Here is a 12,342-nt window from a genome sequence, read left to right as displayed (position 1 = left end):
AACAATATTACAAATAAAATAGTCAATAACTTTTCACCTAAAGTATTACATCGGAAACCACACCTTCTTCTACAGTAAGATCTTCATCAATAAGCGTTAATTGTTACCGCTAATTATTTGATTTTAAAGTATACCTCTTTAGGGTTATTTAAAGTTGTATTTGATTTATATCATATTTATTCTGACTAACACTCAATAAGATTATTGTAATTCACAATATTGTTAAGAGGATTTATGAGTAAAGTCAAAATAGCGATTATTGGTAACGGTATGGTTGGTCACCGCTATATCGAAGAGCTTATCGATAAAGCTAACATGGATAACTATGATATTACGGTCTTTTGTGAAGAACCACGTGTAGCCTATGATAGGGTTCATCTTTCATCTTATTTCTCTCACCACACCGCTGAAGAACTCTCGCTCGTTAAGCAAGGTTTTTATCAAAAGCATGATGTTAAGGTCCTATTAGGCGAACGTGCCATCACCATTAACCGAGATCAAAAACTCATTTACTCAAACAGTGGTCGTGAAGTTCATTACGATAAACTGATCATGGCAACAGGATCATACCCTTGGGTGCCATCAATTAAAGGCAATGATTCAAAAGACTGTTTTGTTTATCGCACCATTGAAGATCTTAAAGCGATTGAAGCAACCGCTAAACACAGTAAAAGTGGTGTTGTCGTTGGTGGCGGATTACTTGGATTAGAAGCCGCTGGTGCACTAAAAGCATTAGGGGTGGATACTCATGTTATTGAGTTTGCCCCAGTACTGATGGCTGAACAATTGGATCCCCATGGTGGCGCACAACTTCGAAAAAAAATCGAACAACTCGGTGTTGTGGTTCATACAGGTAAAAATACTCAAGAGATTATTGCCCAAGGTGAACATGCTCGCAATACATTAGCATTTGCTGATGGTACTTCACTTGAAGTCGACTTTATTGTCTTTTCTACTGGTATTCGTCCCCAAGATAAACTCGCTCAACAATGTGGTTTAGGGTTAGGTAATCGTGGTGGTATTGCGATTAACAATCACTGCCAAACATCCGATAGTGATATTTATGCCATTGGTGAGTGTGCTTCATGGAACAACATGTTCTTTGGCTTAGTTGCCCCTGGTTATAAAATGGCTCAAATTGCAGTTGGTCACTTATTGGGTGAGTCGCATGCTTTTGAAGGTGCTGACATGAGCGCCAAATTAAAATTATTAGGCGTAAAAGTTGGCAGTATTGGTGATGCGAATGGTCGTACTCCCAACAGTAAAAGCTATGTTTACCTTAACGAACAGCAAGATGTTTATAAACGTATTATTGTTTCAGAAGACGGAAAACAGCTTTTAGGTGCCGTGTTGGTCGGTGATACCGCTGATTATGGTAATTTATTACAGCTTAAATTGAACAATATTGAATTACCTGAAAATCCTGACTCTCTAATTCTTCCAGCTCATGCGGGTGCAGAAAAACCGGCAATGGGTGCTGATTCATTACCTGATAGTGCTGTCATTTGTTCATGTTTTGATGTTACTAAAGGTAAAATTGCGGCAGCTGTCGCTGATGGTTATACAACGCTAGGTGAGATTAAAGCAGTAACAAAAGCAGGTACAGGCTGTGGCGGTTGCTTACCATTAATAACCCAAGTTCTTAATGCTGAACTTGCGAAAGCCGGCGTTGAAGTTAAAAATCACCTTTGTGAGCACTTTGAATATTCTCGCCAAGAACTCTTACACCTTATTCGTATAGAAGAAATTACGTCATTTGAGGCGTTACTGGCTAAATATGGTAAAGGTTACGGCTGTGAAGTCTGTAAACCAACAATCGGTTCAATCCTTGCTTCATGTTGGAATGAATACGCACTCACACCTCAAAATACACCACTCCAAGACACCAATGATATTTTCCTTGGCAACATGCAAAAAGATGGCACCTATTCTGTTATTCCACGTATGGCTGGCGGTGAAGTGACACCAGCGGGATTATTAGCATTAGCCCAAGTTGCAAGTGACTATAAACTTTACACCAAGGTAACTGGCGCACAGCGTATTGGTTTATTTGGTGCTCATAAAGACGATTTACCACAAATTTGGCAACGTCTGATTGATGCCGGATTTGAAACAGGTCAAGCCTATGCCAAAGCACTCCGCATGGCAAAAACATGTGTTGGTAGCACTTGGTGTCGTTTTGGCGTGCAAGACAGTGTCGGTTTAGGCGTCCAACTTGAGAACCGTTATAAAGGTATTCGTACTCCTCATAAGATGAAGTTCGGCGTGTCTGGTTGTACTCGTGAATGTGCTGAAGCTCAAGGTAAAGATTTAGGTATTATTGCTACAGATGCGGGTTGGAATATGTATGTTGGCGGTAATGGCGGTATGAAACCACGTCATGCCGACTTATTTGCGGCAGATCTTGATACTGCAACCTTAATTAAATATATCGATCGCTACTTGATGTTCTATATCCGTACTGCCGACAAGCTACAACGTACCTCAACATGGTTAACAAGCTTAGACGGTGGCGTTGATTACCTTAAAGACGTCATCATCAATGATAAATTAGGCCTAAACCAACAGCTTGAAGCTGACGCAGAACGATTGATTGCAACTTATCACTGTGAATGGCAAGCCACACTCAGCAATGAGCAACAATTAAAGCGCTTTGCACATTTCATTAATAGTTCTAAGCATGATGACAACGTTGTTTTTGTTCCTACACGCGAACAGCATCGTCCAGCGACTGCTGATGAAAAAGCAATCAGTCATGAACAAAATACAACCTTTATTATTTCATTGGAGGAAAAAGCATGAGTCAGTGGATTTCTGTCTGCAATCTTGATGATTTAATTCCCGGCACCGGTGTTTGCGCATTAGTTGGCGATCAACAAGTGGCGATTTTCCGTCCCTATAATAGTGAGCAACTATTTGCCCTCAATAATAAAGACCCTTTTGCACAATCAAATGTCCTCTCTCGTGGGATTATTTGCCAACATCAGGATCAACTATGGATCGCGAGTCCATTAAAGAAACAACGTTTTTCATTAGTTGATGGTCATTGTTTAGAACAACCTGATATTAAAATTACGTGTTATCAGATTCAAGTTCACCAAGGTCAAGTACAGGTTCGCTTGTAATTAAAGCAGTAATGAGTTTGGCATATATTGCCAAACTCTTTTTGCCATAAGTTAATATAAACACTTCATTATTAGCTTATGACAAACAGTTTTAATTTCTACAAGGAAAATGTATGTACGCTGATACAATCAAAAAATGCTCCGCCAATGCGGCTCGTATTGTTAAATTTGCACAAAACGAGAAACTAGGCTTTTGGATAAGCTCTGCCATGGCTGGCGCTTACGTTGGTTTAGCCATTATTTTAATTTTCACTCTCGGTAATATGGTTGATCCCAGTATTAGACCCCTCGTTATGGGTGCTACATTTGGTATCGCTTTAGTCTTAGTGATTATTGCAGGATCTGAACTTTACACTGGACACACTATGTTTTTAACTTTTGGTGTAAAAACAGGTCAAATCACCGTCACAGACATGCTAAAGGTATTGCCTCAAACATGGATGGGTAACCTCTTAGGATCTGTAGGCGTCGCATTACTTTTCTTCTATGCTGGCGGTGGTCATCTGTTAAATGACGGCAATAGCTTATTAAACAATGTCGCGATGGCAAAAACGGCCGCACCCGCTTCAGTGTTAGTATTTAAAGGTATTCTTTGTAATTGGCTTGTTTGTTTAGCTATTTGGATGTGTCAGCGGGTTGAAGGCTCTGCGAAATTCATTGCTATTTGGTGGTGTTTATTAGCCTTTATCGCTTCAGGTTATGAGCACTCAATTGCAAATATGACAATCTTTGCTCTATCTTGGTTTGGCGTTCATAAAGAAGCATTTACGCTTGCAGGAATTGGTCATAACTTACTATGGGTAACTATCGGTAATACTATTTCTGGGGTGGTATTTATGGGACTTGGCTATTGGTTTACAACATCAAAAACACAACGTCCAATAATTAAATCCGCTACAACTGATACCCAACCACAATAAAAAATAGTGTAATCATACCAATAATAATGACACAGCCTTGGAGTAAACTTATGTCACAACAAGACACTTTTTATACATTATCAACACCAAAAAGTGTTGGTAAAGTTATCCTTGTCGGTGCTGGCCCTGGCGATCCTGACTTGCTAACGGTAAAAGCAATGCGTTTGATTCAACAAGCTGATGTCATTATTTATGATCGTTTAGTCTCTGGTGAAATTATTGCGTTATTTCCACCGCACTGCCAATCAATTTTTGTGGGTAAAGAAGCTGGTAATCACTGCGTCCCCCAGCAACAAATAAATGATTTATTAGTTAAACATGCTTTAGCCGGCAAGCAAGTAATACGCTTAAAAGGTGGAGACCCGTTTATTTTTGGTCGTGGCGGTGAAGAATTAGAAGCATTACTGCCTTTTAATATTCCTTTTGAAGTTGTTCCAGGGATCACAGCCGCATCAGGCTGTGCTGCATATGCAGGCATTCCATTGACCCATCGCGATCATGCGCAAAGTGTCCAGTTTATTACCGGGCATCTAAAACAAGGTCAGGATCAAATTGATTGGCTATCACTAGCACGTGCTAAACATACACTCGTATTTTATATGGGACTCAATCAAAGCAGTGCCATTCGTCATAAACTCAGTGCTTATGGCATGTCACTCGCAACACCAATCGCAATTGTGGAACGTGGCACCACGGCTCAGCAACGTGTTTTAACGGGAGAATTAGCTCAGATAGAAACACTCGCTAAACAAGCAGCTAGCCCCGCTCTTATTATTATCGGTAGCGTGACCTTATTATCACAACAACTTAATTGGTTTAAGCAACAAACAGATTCAATCAATATTGAACAACCTTTACAGTGCTGTGGATAATCTTATACTATTGATATAATAAGGAATTGATAAGTAAGGTGTTAATGATATTTGCCACATTAAAATAGCACCAATAATATATCGATTCAGACAACAAAGATAAAAGACTAGAAACAAAAATGGCGAGCTTATTAGCTCGCCATTTCTTTATTTGTTAGCCAATATTTAACGTTATTTAGTGATTATCTGCGTTTAACAAATCACCTTTAGCCGCTTTAAGATACTGCACCATTGACCAGTAAGTTAGTACCATTGCAATGTAAAGCGATGCATAACCTAGCCACACAACATATTGATGTGGATGCCATAGTAGTAATAATAACGCAAACATTTGTGAGGCAGTTTTTACTTTACCGACCCATGAAACGGCTACACTTGCTCGTTTACCGAGTTCAGCCATCCACTCACGTAATGCTGAAATAATAATCTCACGTCCAATCATTGTAATAGCAGGCACAGTTACCCAAAGGGTATGATAATGTTCAACCACCAACACCATCGCGGTTACAACCATTAATTTATCGGCAACAGGGTCAATAAAAGCACCAAAACGGGTTGTTTGATTGAGTTTACGTGCAAGATAACCATCAAACCAATCTGTTACGCCTGCCACCCAAAAGATTAACGCAGTTGCAAACGCCGACCATTCATAAGGTAAATAAAAGGTAATAACAAAAAATGGGATAAGAATGAGCCGGATAAAACTTAAAATATTTGGGATTGATAAACGCATAATTTTATTCTTATATTCAAGATCTGGGTCTAAGATACAACCGAGGTTACTCTAAAAAATAACAGAGTATGCCTTTCGTGTAAATTCAACCAATAAAGTACTGTAACAATGATGACCTTCAAAGTGACAGACTAACCATGTTGCAATGCATCGACTATTTTTTCTGCTAAAGCTAAACTGATACCTGGTACTTTAGCTATTTCTTCTTTATTTGCTTTTTTCAGTTCTTGCATTCCACCCATGTATTTTAATAAAGCTTGACGCCGCTTGGGTCCAACTCCCTCGACATCTTCAAGTGTACTACGCTTTCTTACTTTTGCTCTCTGGGCACGGTGACCACTGATCGCATGATTATGACTTTCATCACGAATATGTTGGATTAAATGTAACGCGGGAGAATCACTTGGCATAGATAATTCTTCACCCGTCACGAAAATTAAGGTTTCAAGCCCTGGTTTTCGTGTGGTTCCCTTTGCAACACCCACTAACATTGGTCGTTTCGGCCACTCAGCAATATAAGGTCTAACAACATCATACGCTCTTGAGAGCTGACCTCTACCCCCATCAATAAAAATTATATCTGGAATTTTATCCAATTCCATATTTTTACTATACCTACGATCTAATACTTGTGCCATCGCTGCATAATCATCACCACCAGTGATCCCAGTAATATTATAACGGCGGTATTCTTGCTTTAATGGACCTTCATGATTAAAGACCACACAAGATGCCACGGTTTTTTCACCCATGGTATGGCTAATATCAAAACATTCCATTCGAGAGATAGGTTTTAAGTTTAATGCTTGTTGCAGTGCAAAAAAACGCTCTTGAATCGTCATTCGATGATTTAATTTACTGGTTAGCGCCGTTTCGGCATTTGTTTGTGCTAATTGTAAATACTTGGCTCGTGCACCACGAGGATGATATTTAATCGTTATCTTACGGCCTGCAAGCTCAGATAATGCAGCTAAAATAGCCTCACAATCATCCCCGAGTTCTTCACTTAAAAGAATAAGGCTCGGAATAACCCGTCCTTCAGCTTGATTAAAATAAAACTGGGTAACAAAACTTGATAACACTTCAGTTAACGAAGCATCGATAGGCATTTTAGGAAAATAACTGCGACTACCTAAAATCTTACCCTGACGAATATAAAGACCATGAATACACGCCATACCATTTTGATGAGCAATACCGATAACATCTAAATCATCGTGATTATCTTGACTAACAAACTGCTGCTCTTGAATACGACGCAAGGCTTGGATCTGATCACGATAAACAGCAGCACGTTCAAACGCCAGAACAGCACTCGCCTGCTCCATTTTTTCCACCATAGTATTGATCACTTGCCGATCTTTACCTTGTAGAAATAATCTTACCCATTGCACTTGTTGTTGATAATCATCATCAGAGACTAACCCTTTAACACAAGGACCAGAACATCGACCAATTTGATACATCAAACAGGGACGACTACGGTTAGCGTAAACAGAATCTTCACATTGGCGGATAGGAAATATTTTTTGCATAAGATGCAAACTTTCACGTACAGCAGAAACATCAGGATAAGGACCAAAATATTCACCTTTACGGCGTTTAACGCCACGATGAATGGATAGCCGAGGATGTTTACTGGCACTTAGCAAAATATAAGGATAAGACTTATCATCACGCAATAAGACATTATATTTAGGTAAATACTGCTTAATATAATTATGTTCGAGGATCAATGCTTCAGTTTCAGTGTGAGTAACAGTCACATCAACTTTACGAATATTTTTGACTAACGCGCGCGTTTTTTCACCGTTAACATTAATACGGAAATAACTGGATAGGCGTTTTTTGAGATCTTTGGCTTTACCAACATAGATGATCTCACCGCTGGCGTCGTACATACGGTAGACGCCAGGTTGGTGAGTGACCGTTTTGAGAAAACCTTGAGCATCAAAACTGACATCATCAACGTGCTCTGACACTATAAAGTCTCAGTATCAAGCATGCCATGACGAATCGCCAAATGTGTTAACTCAACATCACCACTAATATTTAACTTATTAAATAAGCGATAACGGTAACTATTTACTGTTTTAGGACTTAAACTTAATTGTTCTGATATATCAGTAACTTTTTGTCCTTTGGTGATCATCATCATGATCTGTAATTCACGCTCTGACAGTTCTTTAAATGGATTTTCTGAATCTGGCGCGAACTGACTTAAAGCCATTTGTTGAGCAATTTCAGATGAAATATACCGTTGACCACTATTAACCATACGAATAGCGTTAACCATGTCATCTGGCCCTGCACCCTTGGTCAAATAACCCGAAGCACCCGCTTGCATAACTTTGGTTGGAAACGGATTTTCAGTGTGTACAGTTAATACAATAATTTTAACATCGGGATTGAAGCGTAAAATTTTACGAGTCGCTTCAAGACCGCCGATACCTGGCATATTCATATCCATAAGAATAATGTCGGCATGATTGCTACGACACCATTTTACGGCTTCCTCACCACTGATGGCTTCCCCTACCACCTTAATACCACGGACATCTTCAAGAAGACGTCGGATCCCTGTGCGAACCAGTTCGTGATCATCTACAAGGAATACATTAATCAAGCTGTATCTCCAATATGATTTGGCTCTGCACCCGGCCACAATGGCGGGACAGCTAACTCACTAATACTTATAATTCTACCTTAACTTCAACGCTAACCTCATACTGATTCTGTGTCTCAGTGCAAAGTTTCACATAAAGTTAAGACTTGACAGTTTACGGTTATCTATTTTTTACGCGCTGTAAAATAATGACCGTTGTTCGATTATTGTCTATTTTATAATAAAAATAAAGCCCCAAAAAATTAGTCTGCACATATGCTAACAATACCATGATAAAAAACAGCCAAATCAGTAAGCTATAACACTTTATTAACCTAAATTTGATAAGATAAACTAATGCTGATTATTCTTTAGCCGTCTAGATGTAAAGCGTTCCTTTCCGTGAGAGATTACGTTATCATAGCGCCGCTTTTGGTTTCACATTTACGACATACTGCGTTTTCATATTGAAAAGACTTACACCGCTCCTGCTTAATAATGGATTATTAATGCTGAGTTACCCAAAATGATAGTCATTACTATCACGGTACTTTGCTGATTAGCATGGTCTGTCTAATCTGTAACACGATGATTACAACCATAAGCACCTTTATAATCCAATTATTGCATTTCATCGATGGCTGAATGTCTCGATGACTGAGTTAACAAGGTTAAGTTATGAGTCTTTCTGCTAAAACAGTTGTTGTTATTGCAATTGGTGCAGCCTTATATGGCATCGGTGGTTTACCTATGTTCGGTATTCCTGTCTTTGCTAACACCACTTTAAAACCAGCCATGGCAGTATTAGCCTTATTTGCCGTTCTTTTTGGTCCTCTTGTCGGTTTTCTTGTTGGCATTATTGGTCACTGGGTAACAGACCTATTTGCCGGTTGGGGAGTATGGTTCACATGGGAACTTGGCTCAGGCATTGTTGGTTTGATTATTGGACTCTACCCTATTCTTACTCGTGGCCGTTTAGATATGGGACTTTTTTCTAAACTTGATTTTAGCCTATTTGTGGCACTTGCATTTGTCGCCAATGTCGTGGGATATGGCTGCTCCGCTTTTCTTGATGCGGTCCTCTATGCAGAACCATTTACCAAAGTATTAGTGCAATTAGTCATTATTGCATTAAGTAATACCATCATTATTGCCCTTGTTGGCCATTTAATCCTGACATCGGTCGCTAAACGTAAGCAGCAAAGCTTCAACTTAAAAGAGGCTTATTAATAATGAGTATCGTCTTTAATAACTTTTCGTTCAAATATTGGGCGCTTGAAAATCCAACGCTTAAAAATATTAATCTGACAATTAACAAAGGCGAAAAAATTGCGCTTATTGGTCCAAGTGGTTGTGGGAAATCAACATTAGGACAATGCCTAAACGGACTAATACCGCATGCTATTAAAGGTGATTGTAGCGGCGAGTTATATATTAATGGTAAGAATACCCGCACATTAGATCTTGATCACTGTACCAGTATGGTCGGTACGGTACTCCAAGACACCGATGGTCAATTTGTGGGATTAAGTGTAGGCGAAGATATTGCTTTTGCACTTGAAAACCAAATGATTCCGCAACAACAAATGCGTGAAATCGTGCAAGCAACCGCCGATATGGTCGATTTAAACAGTATTTTAGATCACTCTCCTTTTGAACTAAGTGGCGGTCAAAAACAACGTGTCTCTATGGCGGGTGTCATGGTGGATGACGTTGATATTTTATTATTTGATGAGCCACTAGCCAGCCTTGACCCCAAAACGGGTAAAGCAGCAATTGAGATCATTGATAATCTACATAAAGATTCAAACAAAACGGTGATCATTATTGAACACCGTTTAGAAGACGTATTACACCGTCCAATTGATCGTATTATTATGATGGAACGTGGTGAAATCATTGCAGATATGACACCGGATGATCTTTTAGCCAGCCCGTTATTACAGCAACACGGTATCCGTGAACCATTATATATTTCTGCCATAAAAGCAGCCGGATGTACGATCACAGCTGAAGATAAGCCTGCATATTTTTCAACCATTAATCTTGATAAATTCAAACCTCAAATAGAAGATTGGTTCCATCAAGTTAAACAACCTCAATTAGATCCCGTACAAGATGTGCTATTAAGCGTTAACAACCTTAGTTATTCTTATGATGGTGTTCGCAAGACGTTAGACGACGTTAGCTTTGATATTCATAAAGGCGAATTTGTTGCCATTATGGGTAAAAATGGCTCGGGTAAATCTACCATCACCCGTTTAATCATGGGCGTGTTAGAAGCCGATGAAGGTATCATCACCCTTAATGGTAACGACTTAACGAACCAATCTATTTTTGAGCGTAGCCAGCACATTGGGGTGGTAATGCAAAATCCGAATCATATGATCTCACATCATATGATTTTTGATGAAGTTGCATCAGGGCTACGTAACCGTGGCATGGATGAAGCACAGATTAAAATCAAAGTAGAAAAAACGCTTAAACTTTGTGGCCTAGGTCGCTATCACCACTGGCCTGTCGATGCATTAAGTTTTGGTCAGAAAAAACGCGTTACAATTGCGACAATGTTAGTGCTTGAGCCTGAATTACTGATCCTCGATGAGCCAACAGCGGGACAAGATTATCATCACTACACTGCAATGATGGCGTTTATTCAAGAACTAAATCAAAAGCTTGGGCTAACCATTGTGATTATTTCACATGACATGCACTTAGTGCTTGAATATACCCAACGCGCGATTGTCATTGCCGATAATCGCTTACTTACCGATGATAAAGTTAATCATATCTTTAGCCAACCAGCATTATTGGATCAAGCAAACTTAACCGTTACTAGCTTATATTCATTAGCTCAGGCGATGGGTATTGAGCATATTGATCAATTTATTCGCTGTTTTATCGCCCACGAAGTAAAAAATAAATAACCATGAAAAGCAAACATTTAAAATTTGGCATCAGTTATGTCAACACCAATTCTTGGCTTCATGCCTTAAACGGCATTACTAAATTTGTGCTATTTATGGCGTGGGTAACAATGGTGTTACTCACCTTTGATCTACGCGTTATCTGTGGATTAATCATCGTGGGTTTATTGCTACTTAAAGCCACTAAAATCCCTTTTGCTGTCTATAAACCGTTATTAGTCGGTACCGCGGTCGTACTATTAATGAATGCATTATTTATGTTTTTGATTGCCCCTCAACAAGGCACCGATTACATGCATTCGACCACTGTACTCGTGCACCTTTTTGGTCACTATAATATTACTCTTGAAACGGTATTTTACTTACTAACCGTCACGCTGAAATATTTTAGTATGTTCCCAATTGCGTTAGTATTTGTTTTTACTACTCATCCAACGGAATTTTCAGCCAGTTTAAATAAATTAGGTGTCCCTTACCGTATTGCTTATGCGGTTAGTTTAACGTTACGTTATTTACCTGAAGTGATGAAAGATTTCACTAATATCATGCATGCTCAACAAGCACGAGGGGTAGATATTTCAAAAAATGCGCCAGTGATGACACGTATTCGTAATGTTGCCAAGATTCTCGGCCCACTGATTTTTTCAAGTTTAGATCGCGCTGATGTGATCTCCAATGCGATGACATTACGTGGTTTTGGTCGTAATAAAAAACGCAGTTGGTATAGCTTAAAACCGATGACAAAAAATGATGTCATTGCGCTAGTTATTATTGCTCTTGTACTTGGGCTTGGCATTTTGCATCGTTATCAATCTACAACTTTATTCTGGTATCCTTTTCATTAAGACTGCCTTTAAATCATAATAAAAAACCGTCATTTATTGGCGGTTTTTTCGTTTAACTCGCTGTAATTCATCTCTTCATTACCTTCTTGTTATCCTTATTTTCATTCCATCTCTTATTAATAATATTGCTCTATTTCTCAAATTATAAGAAAAGCAACTTTTTACTTATTGTCAGCGTATTAATTAAACCGTACTTTAAATTAACAAAAAACAAACTTAACGCTTACTAGTCAAACAGACAGTCACGTTTTTATAACTAAAAATCATTAAAAAACACAACGCACAGACTAATAAATACAAAAATAGCATAAATAC

The 12,342-nt window shown here is 38.9% G+C and carries 10 protein-coding genes; 7 read left to right on the top strand and 3 right to left on the bottom strand.

Features of this window, described 5'->3' with window-relative positions; genetic code table 11:
- The first annotated feature begins 234 nt into the window (after positions 1-234).
- The 4 genes from nirB to cobA all read left to right on the top strand — a co-directional run bounded on the left by nirB (position 235) and on the right by cobA (position 4,917).
- Positions 235-2,802, top strand: a complete 2,568-nt coding sequence (gene nirB, locus GLP24_RS03690) for a nitrite reductase large subunit NirB (protein WP_232604643.1) — start codon at positions 235-237, stop codon at positions 2,800-2,802.
- Positions 2,799-3,125 (top strand): nitrite reductase small subunit NirD, encoded by a 327-nt coding sequence (gene nirD / locus GLP24_RS03685; RefSeq protein ID WP_101768915.1) that lies wholly within the window; start codon positions 2,799-2,801, stop codon positions 3,123-3,125. Before nirB ends, nirD begins: the two co-directional genes overlap by 4 nt.
- A gap of 113 nt (positions 3,126-3,238) precedes the next feature.
- Positions 3,239-4,045: a nitrite transporter NirC gene (nirC, locus tag GLP24_RS03680; protein WP_101768914.1), complete on the top strand. Its 807-nt coding sequence runs from the start codon at positions 3,239-3,241 to the stop codon at positions 4,043-4,045.
- A 50-nt stretch (positions 4,046-4,095) separates the two neighbouring features.
- Positions 4,096-4,917: a uroporphyrinogen-III C-methyltransferase gene (cobA, locus tag GLP24_RS03675; protein ID WP_101768913.1), complete on the top strand. Its 822-nt coding sequence runs from the start codon at positions 4,096-4,098 to the stop codon at positions 4,915-4,917.
- Positions 4,918-5,092: 175 nt separating this feature from the next.
- Here cobA and pgsA read toward each other — a convergent pair whose 3' ends face one another.
- The 3 genes from pgsA to uvrY form a co-directional block, all read right to left on the bottom strand.
- Positions 5,093-5,650: a CDP-diacylglycerol--glycerol-3-phosphate 3-phosphatidyltransferase gene (gene pgsA / locus GLP24_RS03670; RefSeq protein ID WP_045038447.1), complete on the bottom strand. Its 558-nt coding sequence runs from the start codon at positions 5,648-5,650 to the stop codon at positions 5,093-5,095.
- 131 nt (positions 5,651-5,781) lie between these two features.
- Positions 5,782-7,632 (bottom strand): excinuclease ABC subunit UvrC, encoded by a 1,851-nt coding sequence (uvrC, locus tag GLP24_RS03665; RefSeq protein WP_331254159.1) that lies wholly within the window; start codon positions 7,630-7,632, stop codon positions 5,782-5,784.
- On the bottom strand, positions 7,632-8,276 hold the full coding sequence (gene uvrY, locus GLP24_RS03660; protein ID WP_080174795.1) for a UvrY/SirA/GacA family response regulator transcription factor: 645 nt from the start codon (positions 8,274-8,276) through the stop codon (positions 7,632-7,634). The genes uvrC and uvrY overlap by 1 nt, the downstream gene beginning before the upstream one ends.
- 657 nt (positions 8,277-8,933) lie before the next feature.
- Here uvrY and GLP24_RS03655 point away from each other — a divergent pair.
- The 3 genes from GLP24_RS03655 to GLP24_RS03645 are packed head-to-tail and all read left to right on the top strand — an operon-like array spanning position 8,934 to position 12,027.
- Positions 8,934-9,485: an ECF-type riboflavin transporter substrate-binding protein gene (locus GLP24_RS03655; protein WP_101768910.1), complete on the top strand. Its 552-nt coding sequence runs from the start codon at positions 8,934-8,936 to the stop codon at positions 9,483-9,485.
- Between the two features lie 2 nt (positions 9,486-9,487).
- Positions 9,488-11,182, top strand: coding sequence for an ABC transporter ATP-binding protein (locus GLP24_RS03650; protein ID WP_101768909.1), 1,695 nt, complete (start codon positions 9,488-9,490; stop codon positions 11,180-11,182).
- 2 nt (positions 11,183-11,184) lie between these two features.
- Positions 11,185-12,027, top strand: a complete 843-nt coding sequence (locus tag GLP24_RS03645) for an energy-coupling factor transporter transmembrane component T family protein (RefSeq protein WP_101768908.1) — start codon at positions 11,185-11,187, stop codon at positions 12,025-12,027.
- The last annotated feature ends 315 nt before the right edge of the window (positions 12,028-12,342 follow it).

It is taken from the genome of Photobacterium carnosum (genome assembly GCF_021236965.1).
Classification (GTDB): domain Bacteria; phylum Pseudomonadota; class Gammaproteobacteria; order Enterobacterales; family Vibrionaceae; genus Photobacterium; species Photobacterium carnosum.
Note: the sequence above shows the minus strand (reverse complement) of the source record. Positions and strands in the feature narration are given on the sequence as shown.